This is a genomic window from Pseudomonas sp. SC11 (genome assembly GCF_047039205.1).
In the GTDB taxonomy this organism is placed as follows: domain Bacteria; phylum Pseudomonadota; class Gammaproteobacteria; order Pseudomonadales; family Pseudomonadaceae; genus Aquipseudomonas; species Aquipseudomonas boreofloridensis.
On sequence record NZ_CP178183.1, the window covers coordinates 419288 to 435235 of the forward strand.

Here is a 15948-nt window from a genome sequence, read left to right on the forward strand (position 1 = left end):
CGGGCTTGCCCCGCGATGGCTTCAACCGTGGTTCTTGCCCAGCAACGCGTGGTACAGCTCGGTGTCGCCGAGGATGCCGACCACCTTGTCGTTCTCCTGCAACACCAGCTTGTTGCCGGTGTGATAGCGGATCTGCAGCGCCTCGCGCATGCCGATGTCTGCATGCACCAGGGTCGGCCTGCGACCGAGGCTTTCCACGTCTTGACCCGGTGCCCAGTTCTGCAAGTCCAGCCCGTTCTGCCCCTGACGTGCACGTTGCAGCGAACCGCCTTCGCCCAGGTCCAGCCACGAATCGCCGCTGGGGTCCAGGCACACCGAACCGTTGATCCGCTTGCAGTCGTTGACGCTGCGCATCAGGCTGCGGCCGCACAGCACGTTGAGTGGGTTGGTGTGGGCGACGAAGGTGCGCACGTACTCGTCGGCCGGGTTGAGCACGATCTCTTCGGGCTTGCTGTACTGGATGATCCGACCGTCCTTCATGATCGCGATACGGCTGCCCAGTTTCAGCGCCTCGTCCAGGTCGTGGCTGACGAAGACGATGGTCTTGCTCAGCTTGCGCTGCAACTCCAGCAGTTCATCCTGCAGACCTTGGCGGATTAGCGGGTCGAGTGCCGAGAAAGGTTCGTCCATCAGCAGGATGTCGGCATCCATCGCCAGTGCCCGGGCCAGGCCCACGCGCTGCTGCATGCCGCCGGACAGTTCGTCGGGCTTCTTGTTGCGCCACTGGGTCAGGCCCACCAGCTCGAGTTTCTCGTCCACCAGCTTGCGCCGCTCCTTCTCGGGGCGGCCCTGCATTTCCAGGCCGAAGCTGATGTTCTCGCGCACCGTCAGCCAGGGCATCAGGGCGAACTTCTGGAACACCATGGCGATGCGCTTGGTGCGCATCATCTTCAGTTCCGCCGGGGTGCAGTGGGCAATGTCGATGTGCTTGCCTTCGTGCTCGACGAACAGCTTGCCGCGGCTGACGGTGTTCAGGCCGTTGATGCAGCGCAGCAGGCTCGACTTGCCCGAACCGGACAGGCCCATCAGCACGCAGATCTCGCCCTTCTGGATGTCCAGGTTGGCTTTTTCCACGCCGACCACCAGGCCGGTCTGCTTGAGGATCTGCTCGCGGGTCTTGCCTTCGTCGAGCAGCGCCAGCGCTTCGCGCGGCTTGGTGGAGAAGATGACATCGACATCTTCGAAGCGAATGATGCTCATGCTTCACTCCTTGCCGGCTGTTCCGGTTGCTTGCAGATACGGTCGAGCATGATCGCCAACAGCACGATCGCCAGGCCCGCTTCGAAGCCGAGCGAGATGTCGGCGGTGTTGAGTGCGTTGACCACAGGCTTGCCCAGGCCATCGGCGCCGACCAGCGCGGCGATCACCACCATCGACAGCGACAGCATGATGCACTGGGTGACCCCGGCGGCGATGCTGGGCATGGCGTGGGGCAGTTCGATGCGCGTGAGCAACTGGCGGCGCGAGCAGCCAAAGGCTTTGCCGGCGTCCATCAGTTCCTGCGGTACGTCGCAGATGCCCAGGTAGGTCAGGCGAATCGGCGCGGCGATGGCGAAGACCACGGTGGAGATCAGGCCGGGTACCACGCCCAGGCCGAACAGGGTCAGGGTCGGGATCAGGTAGACGAAGGTGGGGACGGTCTGCATCAGGTCCAGCACCGGACGCATGGCGGTGTAGAACATCGGCTTGTGCGCGGCGACGATGCCCAGCGGCACACCGATGGCCACGCAGACCACCGTGGCGAAACTGACCTGGGCGAGGGTCTCCATGGTTTCCTGCCAGTAGCCCAGGTTGAGGATCAGCAGGAACGACACCGCGACGAACACGGTCAGCGCCACTTTGCGCTGAATCAGGTGCGCCAGGGCGGCGAAAATGGCGATGAGCACGAGTGGATTGAACCAGGTCAGCGTACTGGTGACGCCGTGGATCATGAACTCCAGCCCTTGGGCGATGGCATCGAAGTAGTTGGCGCCATGTTGGGTCAACCACTCGACGAATGAGGCCATGTACTGCCCCAAAGGTATTTTCTGATCGATAAGCATGATAGCGAGCTTCCACCTGCAAAGATTGAAATCAGTCCGGGACGTCACGGTGGCGTCCCGAGGTAGTGCCTAATGGCCGTTGGCGACCATTACTGCTATTGCGTATTTCATTGTTATTGCGTGAGCTTGGCCTTGGCCGCCTCCAGGCCCGGTTTGCCATCCACGGTGGTCACGCCCGCGAGCCAGGCATCCAGCTTGCCAGGGTTGTCCTTGATGAAGCGCTTGGCGGCGGCGTCGGGTTTCATCTTGTCGTCCAGGACATAGCCCATCATGGTGCTCTCGTCCTTGAGATCGAACACCAGGTTCTTCAGCAACTGGCCGACGTTGCTGCACTGCTCGGTGTATCCCTTGCGGGTGTTGGTGTAGACGGTGGCCTTGCCGAAGTCGGGACCGAAGTAGGCATCGCCGCCGGTCAGGTACTGCATCTTGAAGCGGGTATTCATCGGGTGGGGTTCCCAGCCGAGGAAGACGATGGCCTCGTTCTTGCGCTGGTCCTTGTCGACCTGGCTGAGCATGCCCGCTTCGCTGGACTGGACGATCTTGAAACCGGCGTCCTTCAGGCCGAAGGCGTTGTCGTCGATCATCTTCTGGATGGTGCGGTTGCCATCGTTACCCGGCTCGATGCCGTAGATCTTGCCGCCCAGTTCCTGCTTGAACTTGGCGATGTCGCTGAAATCCTTCAGGCCCTTGTCGTACAGGTACTGCGGCACGGCCAGGGTGTACTTGGCGTTCTCCAGGTTGGCGCGCACGGTCTCGACGGTACCGGCGTCGCGGTACGCCTTGATGTCGTTTTCCATGGTCGGCATCCAGTTGCCGAGAAACACGTCCAGGTCTCTGCCGTTGGCCAGCGACTTGTAGGTCACCGGTACCGAGATCATGGTGGTGTGGGTCTTGTAGCCCAGCGCCTCGAGGACGGCGCTGGTGGTGGCGGTGGTCACGGTGATGTCGGTCCAGCCGACGTCGGAAAAGCGAACCGTCTGACATTGCTCGGGTTCGGCGGCCTGGGCCAGCACCGGGGCTGCGAGCAACGCGGCCAGTAACAGCGAGGGCGAAGCGTTCATGGGTGGACTCCTGTGATTTTTTCTTCGGGTTCGCGCAGTACGCCAGTCCTTTCTCGGGGGCTGATCGTCCGGGCCTGCAGAGGGCAGGTTGCGAGGCCGTGCAATACGAGTCGCTTTCGATAATCCACCAGCGTTCGGCAATCGCCTACTGGTGGAGTCGTAACCAGTGCAGGACAGGTCGCATCCAGTACGGGCAATGTCGTTTACGGATTTTTCCCTCCCCGAGGCCGCGCAATTGCGTCATCGGCTCGCCTGAAAGCGGCCAGACAGTGGCCATCCCTACAGGGCGCTGCCGGACAAAATCAGGTCGGTTGCAGACGGCGAAGGCTGGGTTAAAACCCCGATCATGCGTGCATTCGCGGCACCCGCCGCCCTCAGCCTAGCAGCTGGCTGCGCCGCCACCTGGCGCGCAGGAACAAGCCCATCAAGAGGTGATTCGACAATGGCCATCAGCGTGTTCGACCTGTTCAAGATCGGTGTCGGGCCTTCCAGCTCGCATACCGTCGGCCCCATGCGCGCCGCCGCGCTGTTCGTCCAGGGGCTGCGTGAGCGCGGCGAACTGGAGCAGGTGAGACGCGTCGAGGTGCGCCTGTACGGCTCGCTGTCGGCCACCGGTATCGGCCATGGCACCGACAACGCCACGATCATGGGGCTGATGGGCGAATGGCCCGACTCCATCGACCCGACCCAGATCACCCCGCGTATCGCCGACCTGCGCGAAACCGGCACGCTGCTGCTGGACAATCGCCTGCCCATCGACTTCGTCTGGGCCCGCGACATGCTGCTGCTCGACGAGAACCTGCCGTATCACCCGAACGCCATGACCCTGGTCGCCGAGGGCACCGCCGGTGAGCTGCACCGCGACACCTACTACTCGGTCGGCGGCGGCTTCGTGGTCGATGCGCAGCAGGCCGCCAGTGGCGTGCTGGATGCCGACCAGACCGTGCTGCCCTACGACTTCAACAGCGCCGCCGAGCTGCTCCGGCTGTGCAAGCAAAACGACATGCGCGTGTCGCAATTAATGATGGAGAACGAAAAGGTCTGGCGCAGCGAGGCGGAGATTCGCGCCGGTCTGCTCAAGCTGTGGCAAGCCATGCAGGAATGCGTGAACAACGGCCTGAAGTACGAAGGCACGCTGCCCGGTGGGCTCAACGTGCGGCGCCGTGCGGCCAAGCTGCACCGCAGTCTGCAAGAGATCGGCAAGCCCAACGTGATCGGCTCGACCATGAGCGCCATGGAGTGGGTCAACCTGTTCGCCCTGGCGGTCAATGAAGAAAATGCCGCCGGTGGGCGTATGGTCACCGCGCCGACCAACGGTGCGGCAGGCATCATTCCGGCGGTGCTGCACTACTACATGCGCTTCTCCGACGCGGTGGACGAGTCCAACGTGGTGGACTTCTTCCTGGGGGCGGCGGCGGTGGGCATCCTGTGCAAGAAGAACGCCTCGATCTCCGGCGCCGAAGTGGGCTGCCAGGGCGAGGTCGGTTCGGCGTGCGCCATGGCCGCCGCTGGGCTTGCCGACGTGCTCGGCGCCACCCCGGCGCAACTGGAGAACGCCGCCGAGATCGCCCTGGAGCACAACCTCGGGCTGACCTGCGACCCGGTCGGCGGTCTGGTCCAGGTGCCCTGCATCGAGCGCAACGCCATCGCGGCGGTGAAAGCCATCAACGCCGTGCAGATGGCCCTGCGCGGTGACGGCGAGCACTTCATCTCCCTCGATCACGTGATCCGCACCATGCGCGACACCGGCGCCGACATGCACGACAAGTACAAGGAAACCTCGCGCGGCGGTCTGGCCGTCAACGCCATCGAGTGCTGATGCGCCGATCTGGCCCTTTCCTGGCCGCTGTGCTGCATCGTTGTGCAGCGGCCAACGCTGACCGACCGTCGGCTGTCGCTATCGAGCGTGTCATTGTCGGTGACACTCATGGATGTCGCTTCTGAGCAACCTTCCCACATGTGCTACCGAATTGCTCAGCCGTTACACGCAGAGGCGCTGGCACGCTGCTTTGCGTTCTATGACCAACTCCTACAGAAAGGCCCTACAAGACGCACGGTAACGTCGTTTTTAGGTTTTTTTGGATAGCCGTTCAATTTCAGGCACGGCGTTTGCGTGGAGTTGGGTATAGCCCCCGCACAAGGATAGGGGGCAATAACAAGAAAACGGTGCCCGCCTGAGGCACACCCTGCATTTGTGTGAGGAGAAATCGCGATGACGTCGTACACCTCCGGGCCAACCCAGAACCGCACAGCTCCACAGTCCATCGGGTTTCTCCTTCTGGACAACTTCACCCTCATTTCCCTGGCGTCGGCGGTCGAGCCGCTGCGCATGGCCAACCAACTGTCCGGGCGCGAGCTGTATCGCTGGCACACCCTGACCGTGGATGGCGGACAGGTCTGGGCCAGCGACGGTCTGCAGATCACGCCCGATGCGGCGATGCACAGCGCGCCGCCCATCGACACGGTGATCGTCTGCGGCGGCGTTGGTATCCAGCGCGCAGTCACCCGTGAACATGTGACCTGGCTGCAGGCCCAGGCCCGCCAGTCGCGCCGTCTGGGCGCGGTCTGCACCGGCAGTTGGGCGCTGGCCTGTGCCGGTCTGCTCGATGGTTTCGACTGCAGCGTGCACTGGGAATGTCTGGCTGCGATGCAGGAAGCCTTCCCGCGGGTCAACATGAGCACGCGCCTGTTCACCCTCGACCGCAACCGCTTCACCAGCTCCGGCGGCACCGCGCCGCTGGACATGATGCTGCACCTGATCAGCCGCGACCACGGCCGTGAGCTGTCGGCAGCCATCTCCGAAATGTTCGTCTACGAGCGCATTCGCAACGAGCAGGATCACCAGCGCGTGCCGCTCAAGCACATGCTCGGCACCAACCAGCCGAAGCTTCAGGAAATCGTCGCGCTGATGGAGGCCAACCTCGAGGAGCCGATCGACCTGGACGAGCTGGCGGTGTACGTCAACGTGTCGCGTCGTCAGCTCGAGCGCCTGTTCCAGAAGTACCTGCACTGCTCGCCGTCGCGCTACTACCTGAAGCTGCGACTGATCCGGGCGCGGCAACTGCTCAAGCAGACGCCGATGTCGATCATCGAAGTGGCGTCGGTGTGCGGCTTCGTCTCCACGCCGCACTTCTCCAAGTGCTACCGCGAATACTTCGGCATTCCGCCGCGTGACGAGCGCGTCGGTTCCAACACCGCGCAGCAGGTGGCGATGATGCCGATTCCGCAGGCCATGGCGCTGTCGCCGCATAGCGGCCCGATGGCGGCGCTGAGCCAGGCGCGCAACGAGTCGACCTTTGCCAGTGTGAGGCTCTGAGCGGGCGCAGGTCTTATCGCGGATGATGTGCCGCGTCGATAAGGCCTGCGCCGAGCGCGCGGCTAGCCGCGCTGACTGAACTGCGCCAGCGCCGGCAGTAACTGCTTGTCGATGGCCTGGCGCACGGCCGGCAGGATCGTCGCGCTGCCGGTGTACATCTGCTCCACCATCCCCTTGAGCGCGCGTGCGTTGGGCTCGGTCAGCCCACGCACCGCCGCTTCGCAGGCTTGCTCGGCGCTGGCGCCGGCAGGAATCTCGAACCCGCGTGCGCGCAGGTGGCCCAGCAAGTCGTCCTGATCGATCAAATCGGCATGCATCATGGTGAAGGTCCTAGTCTGCGGTCAGTGATGACCGATTCTGTGACCACCACGACAGGCCCGCAAGCACAGCGCGTGGCGATGGCTGCCATGACTAAGAACAGGTCGTTTCCGGCTAAATCCATCCCCGTGGAAGTCAGCACACTGGACTCATTCACGGCACCGAGGGTTTGGTCACCCTCACTCTGGCACAGTGGATGTTGCTCGCTCTCTGCCCCGGATGCTCACGGCTTCCGGGGCTTTTTTTGCGCGCGCCAGCGCGGCTCACGGCGGGCTCGGCAGGCCCATCACGCGCCCGACATAGTCCATCGGCGGCAGGTCGACCTGCTCAGCCACCAGCCGTTGCAGCGACGCCACGCTGTGCTCACCGAACGGCGCCGACTTCGGCCCCGCCAAGTCCACATGCAGCAGCATCTGCTCACTGGCCGCCAGCGCGCCGTCGAAGTCGGCGCGGTGCAGGCTGTGGTAGAGATGCAGGCGCTTGCGGTCGAAGCCGATGATCTGCGTCTGCACCCACACCTCGGTGCCGAGCTTCACCTCGTGCAGGTAATTGATGTGCGCCTCCAAGGTGAACAGCGAGTGCCCGCTCTGCCCGCGACTGTCGGCATCCAGACCGATGCGCGCCATCAGCGCATCGGTGGCGTAGCTGAAGATCAGCAGGTAGTAGGCGTCGCGCAGGTGCCCGTTGTAGTCCACCCAGTCCGGCTGGACCGTGGTGCGGTAGGTGAGCAGTACCGTCATCGATTTCTCCTCAGTCGCCGAAGGCCATGCCGTGGGCGGTCTTGCTCTGCTTCACCGCGTCCAGCACCGCCAGCAGGGTGTCGTCGCGGTAGCGCTCCAGCGCAGCGATGCTGTGCTCGCCCAGTTGCTCGGTGGTGCCTTCGACCACATCGTCGATCAACCGCTCGGTGAGCTCCGGGGCAGGCAGGTACGTCCAGGGTAGCTTGAGCGCCGGGCCGAACTGCGCCATGAAGTGACGCATGCCTGCATCGCCCCCGGCCAGGGTGTAGGTGAGGAAGGTGCCCATGAACGACCAGCGCAGTCCGGCGCCGAAGCGGATCGCATCGTCGATCTCGCCGGTGCTGGCCACGCCGTCGTTGACCAGGTGCAGGGCTTCGCGCCACAGCGCTTCGAGCAGTCGGTCGGCGATGAAGCCGGGCACTTCCTTGCGCACATGCAGGGGGCGCATGCCCAGTGCGCTGTACACCGTCCTGGCGGCGTCGATGGCGCTGGCGTCGGTGTGCCTGCCGCCGACGATCTCCACCAGCGGCAGCAGGTACACCGGGTTGAACGGATGGCCGACCACGCAGCGTTCCGGGAAGGTGGCGGTGGCGTAGAAGTCGCTGGGCAGCAGGCCCGAGGTGCTGGAGGCGATGATCGCCTCAGGCTTGGCGGCGGCGCTGATGCGTGCGTGCAGCTCGAGCTTCAGTTCCAGGCGCTCGGGCGCGCTTTCCTGGATGAAGTCAGCGTCGCGCACGCAGTCTTCCACGCTGGCCACGACGCGCAGACGGTCCTGACTGGCGCCGGGGGCCAGGCCCTGTTTTTCCAGGGCGGGCCAGGCATTGGCGATGCGCTTGCGCAGGGCCTGCTCGGCGCCGGGTGCCGGGTCCCAGGCGATCACGTCCAGCCCGTGGGCCAGCGCACGGGCGACCCAGCCGCTGCCGATGACGCCGCTGCCGAGCGCGGCGAAGGTCTTGATCTCGGTGATGTAAGGCATGTGCTGCAACTCCTGGAACACGGCTCAGCGGCGCTTGAGGTTCATTTTTTCGCGGCCTTCGGCCGGGGTGAGCACGCGCGCGCCGAGGCGCGAGATGATCTCCGTCGCGCGCTCGACCAGTTGCCCGTTGCTGGCCAGTACGCCGCGGTCGAGGTAGAGGTTGTCTTCCAGGCCCACCCGCACGTTGCCGCCGAGCAGCACCGCTTGCGCGGCCATGGGCATCTGCATGCGACCGATGCCGAAACCGGCCCAGGTGACGTCGGCTGGCAGGTTGTCGACCATGGCCTTCATGGTGGTGGTGTCGGCCGGGGCGCCCCAGGGAATGCCCAGGCACAGTTGGAACAGGGGATCGTGCAGCAGGCCTTCCTTGATCATCTGCTTGGCGAACCACAGGTGGCCGGTGTCGAAGATTTCGAGTTCGGCTTTCACCCCCAGCTCGGTGATGCGCTTGGCACCTGCGCGCAGTTGGGCCGGCGTCGATACGTAGATCGAATTACCGTCGCCGAAGTTGAGGGTGCCGCAGTCCAGGGTGCAGATTTCCGGCAACAGCGCCTCGACATGGGCCAGGCGTTCCAGCGGGCCGATCAGGTCGGTGCCGGTGCCGAACGCCATGGGGTTCTCGTCGGGGCCGATTTCCAGGTCGCCACCCATGCCGGCGGTGAGGTTGACGATCACGTCCACGTCGGCCTCGCGGATGCGCTCCATGACCTCGCGGTACAACGCGACGTCGCGGCTGAAACGGCCTGTTTGTGGGTCGCGCACGTGGCAGTGGACCACGGTGGCACCGGCCTTGGCCGCCTCCACGGCCGCGGCGGCGATCTGCTTGGGGGTGACAGGGACCAGGTGGCTCTTGGCGGCGGTGTCGCCGGCACCGGTCAGGGCGCAGGTGATGATGACGTCATGGTTCATGGCGGGGCCTTGGGTTCGATGTGCTGGGATTCGAGGTGAAGGTGTCGCGAGCGCATTGCAGGCGGGGCGCGCGGCGCCCCACGCGGTTCAGTTGGCGCTGAGCTTGAGGTGCTCTGCCGCTGGCTGGCCATCAAAGGTGGTCACGCCTTCGAGCCAGCGGGCCTTGTCCTGGGGGTGGTCCATGAGCCACTGGCGCGCCGACACCAGCGGGTCTTTATGATCGAGCAGCGGCTGCATCATGCGGCTCTCGTCCTCGGCACTGAAGGTCAGGTTGGCCAGCAGGCGGCTGGCGTTCGGGCAGCGCTGGGCGTAGTCGGGGGCGGTGACGGTCCATACCGTGGCGCGGCCCTCGTCCGGGCCGAGCGCGTCCTGGCTGTCGCCCAGGTAGACCATGTCGAGGTTGACGTTCATCGGGTGCGGCTTCCAGCCGAAGAACACCACGGCCTCCTTGCGTCGCACCGCGCGGTCCACGGCGGCGAGCATGCCGGCTTCGCTGGACTCCACCAGCTGGAACTTGCCCAGGCCGAACTGGTTCTTGGCGATCATCGCCTTGATCTGGGTGTTGGCGCCGGAGCCGGGTTCGATGCCATAGATCTTGCCTTTGAGCGCCTTCTCGAAGGTGTGGATGTCGGCGAAGGTCTTCAGGCCCTGGTCGGCCAGGTACTTGGGCACCGCGAGGGTGGCGCGGGCATCTTCCAGGCTGGGCTTTTCCAGCACCTTGAGCTGGCCCGCCTCGATGAACGGGGTGATGGTCTGGGTCATGATCGGGTTCCAGTACCCCAGGAACATGTCCAGGCGCTTGTCGCGAATGCCCGCGAAGATGATCTGTTGCGAGGCGCTGGTCTGGGCAGTCTGGTAGCCCAGGCCGTCGAGCAGCACCTGGGCCATGGCACTGGTGGCGATGACGTCGGTCCAGTTGACCACGCCCAGGCGCACGTTCTTGCAGACCGCAGGTTCTGCAGCGAAAAGCGGGGTGACCAGGGTGCTGCTCAGGGCGAAGGACAACAGGCTGCGGCGGATCAAGCGATGCATGGTGGCTCTCCATCGGCAGTGCGTATTGTTATGGGATCCGGCCTCTGCGGGCCGTGGGAAAAACGTTACGCCCATGGCACAGTGGGCAATCGCACGCTGGCGACCAAGAGTTGCACTGCAGCGACCATCCATCTCCCAGGAGTCAGCGATGCCGGACACCATCCAGTTTCTGCTCTTGCCAGGGTTTTCTGCGCTGGGCTTCATCAGTGCGCTGGAGCCATTGCGGGTGGCCAACCGCTTTCGCGGTGCGCTGTATCGCTGGCGGGTGCTGAGCCTGGACGGCGGGCCGGTGCAGGCCAGCAATGGCATGTCGGTCAATGCCGACCTGGCGCTGGCCGACAGCGAGCGTGGCGCGATGCTGTTGGTGGTGGCCGGTTTCGAGCCGCTGGCTTGCCACGGGCCGGTGTTGCAGCAGGCGCTGCGGCGGGTCGAGCACGAGGGCGGCATCCTCGGGGGCATCGACACCGGCGCGGTGGTGCTGGCCGAAGCTGGTCTGCTCGACGGTTACCGCGCCACCTTGCACTGGGAGGCGCTGGAGGCGTTCAAGGAGCGTTATCCACGCCTGCAGGCCACCCAGGAATTGTTCGAGATCGACCGCCGGCGCATCACCTGCGCGGGAGGCACTGCGTCCATCGACTTGATGCTCGATCTGATCGCCCAGGCCCACGGCAGCGAACTGGCGATCCAGGTGTCGGAGCAGTTCGTGCTCGGGCGCATCCGCCCACGCCAGGACCACCAGCGCATGGAAATCGCCACGCGCTACGGCATTCGCAACCGCAAGCTGGTGAAGGTGATCGGCGAGATGGAGCGCAATACCGAGCAGCCGCTGGACACCCTGGCGCTGGCCGAGACGATTCAAGTCACCCGGCGCCAATTGGAGCGCCTGTTCCGCGTGCACCTGGACGACACGCCGCGCGGTTTCTACCTAGGCCTGCGCCTGGACAAGGCACGGCAACTGCTGCGCCAGACCGACATGGGCGTGCTGCAGGTGGCGGTGGCGTGCGGCTTCGAGTCGGCGTCGTATTTCACCCGTTGCTACAGAGCCCGCTTCGCCCAGTGCCCACGGCAGGACCGCCTGGTGCGGGCGGTGTCCGCGTTGGCCTGAACCGGGCAGGGGCGGGTTCAGGCTGGACATTCACTGCTGCCCGATGGACTGCAGGTACTCCGAGCGCTCGTCGCTGCGCTGTGCCAAGCAGGTGTTCCAGGCGGCCTCGAAGGCCTTGCTGCCGGGCTTCTCGGCGTAGGTCTCGACCTTGCAGTCGGCGTCACGCAGTTGTGCCCAGAGCTTCTGCGCCGCGTCCATGCGCGCCGTGAGCGCGCTGGCCTTGTCGTTCTCGTCGGCGTACTGATCGCGGATGCGCTGCAGCAGGTCGTCGTAGGCCGACTTCAGCTCGCGCTCGGCCGTCTGCTTGTTATAGGTCGCGCACGCATAGGCCTGCTGGTCGTTCTCGACGCTGTCGCAGGGCGTGCTGTCTTCCTCGGCGGCCTGGGCGCCCAGCGCCACGCACAGCAGGACCAGCCATGCCTTTGATTTCATCCGTTTTCTCCTGAACAGACTGACGAATCGTCAGGGATTCTCGCTCAGCCTCGGGCTGGGTGATAGGGGGTGCGAAAAATGTTCATCGACCGCCCTTGTCGAGACTCGCTCTCATCGACCAACGGCAGGCCAGAGCGTGCCGTTCGCCGCCTTGACGCTTTCGGCAAACCCCCTGTCGTTTTTGCACCGAGGCGACACAGGCCGCAGGCATATGCTGGCCCCAAACCGCCGGCACCTGGTTCGGCGCGACCCATTACAAGCCTCACGATAAAAGGGGACAGCCTGATGAGCCCAGCCGAATTACACGCCGACAGCATCGTCATCGATGGCCTGATCATCGCCAAGTGGAACCGCGAGCTGTTCGAGGACATGCGCAAAGGCGGCCTGACCGCGGCCAACTGCACCGTGTCGGTCTGGGAAGGCTTCAAGGCGACCGTCGACCAGATTGCCGCCAGCCAGAAGCTGATCCGCGAGAACGGCGACCTGGTGATGCCGGTGCGTACCACCGCCGACATCCGCAAGGCCAAGGAGCTGGGCAAGACCGGCATCCTCTTCGGCTTCCAGAATGCCCACGCCTTCGAAGACCAGATCGCCTACGTCGAGATCTTCAAGCAACTGGGCGTGGGCATCGTGCAGATGTGCTACAACACCCAGAACCTGGTGGGCACCGGCTGCTACGAGCGTGACGGCGGGCTGTCGGGCTTCGGTCGCGAGATCGTCGCCGAGATGAACCGCGTGGGCATCATGTGCGACCTGTCGCACGTCGGCTCCAAGACCTCCGAAGAAGTCATCCTCGAATCGAAGAAGCCGGTGTGCTACTCGCACTGCCTGCCGTCGGGCCTCAAGGAGCACCCGCGCAACAAGTCCGACGAGGAACTGAAGTTCATCGCCGACCACGGCGGCTTCGTCGGCGTGACCATGTTCGCGCCGTTCCTGGCCAAGGGCATCGACTCGACCATCGACGACTACGCCGAAGCCATCGAATACACCATGAACATCGTTGGTGAAGACGCCATCGGTATCGGTACCGACTTCACCCAGGGCCACGGCCAGGACTTCTTCGAGTACCTGACCCACGACAAGGGCTACGCCCGTCGCCTGACCAACTTCGGCAAGATCATCAACCCGCTGGGGATCCGCACCGTCGGCGAGTTCCCCAACCTCACCGAGACCCTGCTCAAACGCGGCCATTCCGAGCGCGTGGTGCGCAAGATCATGGGCGAGAACTGGGTGAACATCCTGAAAGATGTCTGGGGCGAATAAGCCGCTCTCCAAGCCTGCAAGCCCCGGCCAATAACGCTGGGGCATCCAACACAAAAAATTCTGGAGTTAAGTTTCCATGGCCAAGATCGCCCCGCAATTGCCCATCGAAGTCGACAGCGAGACCGGTGTCTGGACCAGCGACGCCCTGCCGATGCTGTACGTGCCGCGCCACTTCTTCGTCAACAACCACATGGGCATCGAGGAAGTGCTGGGCGCAGACGCCTACGCTGAAATCCTCTACAAGGCCGGCTACAAATCGGCCTGGCACTGGTGCGAGAAAGAAGCCGAGTGCCACGGCCTGGAAGGCGTCGCGGTGTTCGAGCACTACATGAAGCGCCTGAGCCAGCGTGGCTGGGGCCTGTTCGAGATCCAGGACATCGACTTGGACAAGGGCACCTGCAGCGTCAAGCTCAAGCACTCCGCGTTCGTGTACGTCTATGGCAAGTGCGGCCGCAAGGTCGACTACATGTTCACCGGCTGGTTCGCCGGTGCCATGGACCAGATTCTCGCTGCCCGCGGCAGCAAGATCCGCACCGTGGCCGAACAGGTCTACGGCGGATCGGAAGAAGGCCACGAAGATGGCCTGTTCATTACGAAGCCGTTGTAAGCCGGAGAGAGCGTCATGGCATTCGAAGCAATGTTCCAGCCGATCCAGATCGGCAAGCTGACCATCCGCAACCGCGTGCTCAGCACCGCGCACGCCGAGGTCTACGCGACCGACGGCGGCATGACCACCGATCGCTATGTGAAGTACTACGAAGAGAAGGCCAAGGGCGGCATCGGCCTGGCCATCTGCGGCGGTTCCTCGGTGGTGGCCATCGACAGCCCGCAGCAGTGGTGGGCGTCGGTCAACCTGTCCACCGACCGCATCATCCCGCACTTCCAGAACCTGGCCGACGCCATGCACAAGCATGGCGCCAAGATCATGATCCAGATTACCCACATGGGTCGTCGCTCGCGTTGGGACGGCTTCAACTGGCCGACCCTGATGTCGCCGTCCGGCATCCGTGAACCGGTACACCGCGCCACCTGCAAGACCATCGAGGTGGAAGAGATCTGGCGCGTGATCGGCAACTACGCCCAGGCCGCGCGCCGGGCCAAGGAAGGTGGCCTGGACGGCGTCGAGCTGTCGGCGGTGCACCAGCACATGATCGACCAGTTCTGGAGCCCGCGCGTCAACAAGCGGACCGACGAGTGGGGCGGCAGCTTCGAAGGCCGCATGAAGTTCGGTCTGGAAGTGCTCAAGGCGGTGCGCGCGGAGGTCGGCGACGACTTCTGCGTGGGCATGCGTATCTGCGGTGACGAGTTCCACCCCGATGGCCTCAGCCACGAGGACATGAAGCAGATCGCTGCGTACTACGATGCCACCGGCATGCTCGACTTCATCGGCGTGGTGGGCTCGGGGTGCGACACCCACAACACCCTGGCCAACGTCATCCCGAACATGAGCTACCCGCCAGAGCCGTTCCTGCACCTGGCCGCTGGCATCAAGGAAGTGGTCAAGGTACCGGTGCTGCACGCACAGAACATCAAGGACCCGAACCAGGCCACGCGCATTCTCGAAGGCGGCTACGTGGACATGGTCGGCATGACCCGTGCACACATGGCCGACCCGCACCTGATCGCCAAGATCAAGATGGGTCAGATCGACCAGATCAAGCAGTGCGTCGGCGCCAACTACTGCATCGACCGTCAGTACCAAGGTCTGGATGTGCTGTGCATCCAGAACGCCGCGACCTCCCGTGAGTACATGGGGGTGCCGCACATCATCGAGAAGTCCACCGGGCCCAAGCGCAAGGTGGTGGTGGTCGGTGCCGGCCCTGCCGGTATGGAAGCCGCGCGCGTCGCTGCCGAACGTGGCCACGACGTGACCGTATTCGAGAAGCGCGAGCAGATCGGCGGGCAGATCACCATCGCCGCCAAGGCGCCGCAGCGTGACCAGATCGCCGGTATCACCCGCTGGTATCAACTGGAGTTCGCCCGCCTGAAGGTGGACCTGCGTCTGGGCACTGCGGCGGATATCCCAACCATCCAGGACCTGCGTCCGGACATCATCGTGCTGGCGGTGGGCGGTCATCCGTTCGTCGAGCAGAACGACCATTGGGGCGCTGCCGAAGGGCTGGTGGTGAGCAGTTGGGACGTGCTCGACGGCAAGGTCGCGCCGGGCAAGAACGTGCTGGTGTACGACACCATCTGCGAATTCACCGGCATGTCGGTGGCTGACTTCATCGCCGACAAAGGCAGCCAGGTCGAGATCGTCACCGACGACATCAAGCCGGGTGTGGCCATGGGCGGCACCACCTTCCCGACTTACTACCGCAGCATGTACCCCAAGGAAGTGATCATGACCGGGGACATGATGCTGGAGAAGGTCTACCGCGAAGGCGACAAGCTGGTGGCGGTGCTGGAGAACGAATACACCGGGGCCAAGGAAGAGCGGGTGGTCGACCAGGTGGTGATCGAGAACGGCGTGCGTCCCGACGAGGAGCTGTACTACGGCCTCAAGGACGGGTCGCGCAACAAAGGCCAGATCGACATCGAAGCCCTGTTTGCGATCCAGCCGCAGCCAATCCTCAGCCAGCCGGGCGAAGGTTACCTGCTGTACCGCATCGGCGACTGCGTGGCCCAGCGCAACGTGCACGCGGCGATCTACGATGCCTTGCGCCTGTGCAAGGACTTCTGAAGCAGCGGCAAGCTTCAAGCTGCAAGCTGCAAGGAGAAGCGCCCACTGTGGGCTTCACTTGCAGCTCAGCT

At 64.2% G+C, this 15948-nt stretch carries 15 protein-coding genes; 6 read left to right on the plus strand and 9 right to left on the minus strand.

The genetic code is table 11. From position 1 onward, the window contains the following. Positions 1–21: 21 nt before the first annotated feature. The 3 genes from choV to ACK2SD_RS01900 form a co-directional block, all read right to left on the minus strand. The gene (gene choV, locus ACK2SD_RS01890) at positions 22–1200 is read right to left on the minus strand and encodes a choline ABC transporter ATP-binding protein (RefSeq protein ID WP_029612905.1); all 1179 of its coding nucleotides are present in this window, start codon (positions 1198–1200) and stop codon (positions 22–24) included. Next, on the minus strand, positions 1197–2045 hold the full coding sequence (choW, locus tag ACK2SD_RS01895; RefSeq protein WP_209435542.1) for a choline ABC transporter permease subunit: 849 nt from the start codon (positions 2043–2045) through the stop codon (positions 1197–1199). The genes choV and choW overlap by 4 nt, the downstream gene beginning before the upstream one ends. Before the next feature lie 110 nt (positions 2046–2155). Continuing rightward, positions 2156–3103 carry a choline ABC transporter substrate-binding protein gene (locus tag ACK2SD_RS01900; protein WP_039581338.1) on the minus strand — a complete coding sequence of 316 codons (948 nt, stop codon included), beginning with the start codon at positions 3101–3103 and terminating at the stop codon, positions 2156–2158. 442 nt (positions 3104–3545) lie between these two features. On the opposite strand from ACK2SD_RS01900, the gene ACK2SD_RS01905 reads away from it, so the two are divergent. Together ACK2SD_RS01905 and ACK2SD_RS01910 are read left to right on the plus strand one after the other, a co-directional pair. After that, the gene (locus ACK2SD_RS01905) at positions 3546–4922 is read left to right on the plus strand and encodes an L-serine ammonia-lyase (protein WP_116889651.1); all 1377 of its coding nucleotides are present in this window, start codon (positions 3546–3548) and stop codon (positions 4920–4922) included. A 393-nt stretch (positions 4923–5315) separates the two neighbouring features. After that, positions 5316–6419 (plus strand): GlxA family transcriptional regulator, encoded by a 1104-nt coding sequence (locus tag ACK2SD_RS01910; RefSeq protein WP_029615121.1) that lies wholly within the window; start codon positions 5316–5318, stop codon positions 6417–6419. 62 nt (positions 6420–6481) lie between these two features. On the opposite strand, the gene ACK2SD_RS01915 is transcribed toward ACK2SD_RS01910, so the two are convergent. The 5 genes from ACK2SD_RS01915 to choX form a co-directional block, all read right to left on the minus strand. After that, positions 6482–6739: a hypothetical protein gene (locus tag ACK2SD_RS01915; protein WP_029615122.1), complete on the minus strand. Its 258-nt coding sequence runs from the start codon at positions 6737–6739 to the stop codon at positions 6482–6484. Positions 6740–7000: 261 nt separating this feature from the next. Then, a complete protein-coding gene (locus tag ACK2SD_RS01920; RefSeq protein ID WP_295481209.1) occupies positions 7001–7477 on the minus strand; it encodes a thioesterase family protein in 477 nt (158 codons plus the stop codon). A 10-nt stretch (positions 7478–7487) separates the two neighbouring features. Then, positions 7488–8453: an L-carnitine dehydrogenase gene (locus tag ACK2SD_RS01925; RefSeq protein WP_116889643.1), complete on the minus strand. Its 966-nt coding sequence runs from the start codon at positions 8451–8453 to the stop codon at positions 7488–7490. Positions 8454–8477: 24 nt separating this feature from the next. Continuing rightward, on the minus strand, positions 8478–9362 hold the full coding sequence (locus ACK2SD_RS01930; protein ID WP_412461225.1) for a 3-keto-5-aminohexanoate cleavage protein: 885 nt from the start codon (positions 9360–9362) through the stop codon (positions 8478–8480). Positions 9363–9449: 87 nt separating this feature from the next. After that, positions 9450–10394: a choline ABC transporter substrate-binding protein gene (gene choX / locus ACK2SD_RS01935; protein ID WP_412461226.1), complete on the minus strand. Its 945-nt coding sequence runs from the start codon at positions 10392–10394 to the stop codon at positions 9450–9452. 148 nt (positions 10395–10542) lie between these two features. On the opposite strand from choX, the gene ACK2SD_RS01940 reads away from it, so the two are divergent. Continuing rightward, positions 10543–11499: a GlxA family transcriptional regulator gene (locus ACK2SD_RS01940; protein WP_412461227.1), complete on the plus strand. Its 957-nt coding sequence runs from the start codon at positions 10543–10545 to the stop codon at positions 11497–11499. Between the two features lie 30 nt (positions 11500–11529). On the opposite strand, the gene ACK2SD_RS01945 is transcribed toward ACK2SD_RS01940, so the two are convergent. Further along, entirely contained in the window at positions 11530–11931 is a 402-nt protein-coding gene (locus ACK2SD_RS01945; RefSeq protein ID WP_039581316.1) for a lysozyme inhibitor LprI family protein, read from the minus strand. Between the two features lie 285 nt (positions 11932–12216). Between ACK2SD_RS01945 and ACK2SD_RS01950 the strand changes: the two genes are divergently transcribed. The 3 genes from ACK2SD_RS01950 to dgcA all read left to right on the plus strand — a co-directional run bounded on the left by ACK2SD_RS01950 (position 12217) and on the right by dgcA (position 15877). Beyond that, positions 12217–13194 carry a dipeptidase gene (locus ACK2SD_RS01950; RefSeq protein ID WP_039581315.1) on the plus strand — a complete coding sequence of 326 codons (978 nt, stop codon included), beginning with the start codon at positions 12217–12219 and terminating at the stop codon, positions 13192–13194. A 76-nt stretch (positions 13195–13270) separates the two neighbouring features. After that, the gene (locus ACK2SD_RS01955; protein WP_021782648.1) at positions 13271–13801 is read left to right on the plus strand and encodes a DUF5943 domain-containing protein; all 531 of its coding nucleotides are present in this window, start codon (positions 13271–13273) and stop codon (positions 13799–13801) included. A 15-nt stretch (positions 13802–13816) separates the two neighbouring features. Further along, positions 13817–15877 (plus strand): dimethylglycine demethylation protein DgcA, encoded by a 2061-nt coding sequence (dgcA, locus tag ACK2SD_RS01960; RefSeq protein ID WP_039581311.1) that lies wholly within the window; start codon positions 13817–13819, stop codon positions 15875–15877. Positions 15878–15948 lie beyond the last annotated feature (71 nt).